The organism is Stenotrophomonas chelatiphaga, from assembly GCF_001431535.1.
In the GTDB taxonomy this organism is placed as follows: domain Bacteria; phylum Pseudomonadota; class Gammaproteobacteria; order Xanthomonadales; family Xanthomonadaceae; genus Stenotrophomonas; species Stenotrophomonas chelatiphaga.
On record NZ_LDJK01000122.1, the window covers coordinates 1 to 875 of the forward strand.

The following is an 875-nucleotide window of genomic DNA, read 5'->3' on the forward strand; positions in this document are numbered from 1 at the left end:
AGCTGCGGTCGATCTTCAGCTTGTCCACGGGGTAGCGCACCAGCGCACTCAGGCTGGAGTCGCCGGTGCCGAAATTGTCCAGGCTCAGGCTGATGCCTTCGTTGCGCAGGTTGACCAGCGTTTCGTGGACGAAATTGACGTTGTTGGTCAACGCGCTTTCGTTGATTTCCAGGGTCAGCATCGGCGCCGGAATCCCGGCGGCCTGGATCAGCCCCATCACTTCGGTGAAGAAATTCGGGCGCAGCAGCTGCAGGGTGGAGACGTTGACGGCGATGGTGAAGTCATCGAAGCCCTGGTCACGCCACAGCCGTGCCTGCTTCAACGCGCCTTCCAGCACCCACGTGCCGATCTGCACGATGATGCCCAGCCGTTCGGCGGTCCGCATGAAGCGCTCCGGCACCAGCATGCCCAGCGTCGGCGACTGCCAGCGCAGCAGTGCTTCCATGCCCACCACGTGGCCATCGCGCGAGCTCACCAGCGGCTGGTAGCGCAGCTTGAGCTCGCCATTGGGAATGGCATCGATGATCTGCCGGGCGATGATGCTCTCGCTGTGCGCGCTGGGCACGGTATCCACGGCGTGGATGCGCACCGCATTGCCGCCTTCGCGGGCCGCCTGGTACAGCGCGTCCTCGGCGTGGTCGAGCAGTCGTGAAGCGGTGCTGGCATGTTCCGGGCACAGGCTGACGCCCAGCTTGCCGGTCATGAACAAGGTGTAGGGCAGCACCGAAAGCGGCAGCTCCAGCTGCTGCCGCAGCTCTTCGGCGAAGTCCTCCGGCAGGGCGACCTCGCTGGTACGCGGCACGGCCACCAGGAACTCATCGCTGCCATGGCGCCACAGCTTGCCACGACCGCGCAGCCACGATTTCAGGCGCTGG

Annotated in this window: 1 protein-coding gene; it reads right to left on the reverse strand. The window is 65.1% G+C overall.

Features of this window, described 5'->3' with window-relative positions; translation table 11 throughout:
* A partial coding sequence (locus ABB28_RS17380) for a GGDEF domain-containing phosphodiesterase (RefSeq protein WP_152983510.1) occupies positions 1-875 on the reverse strand: 875 nt, incomplete at both ends.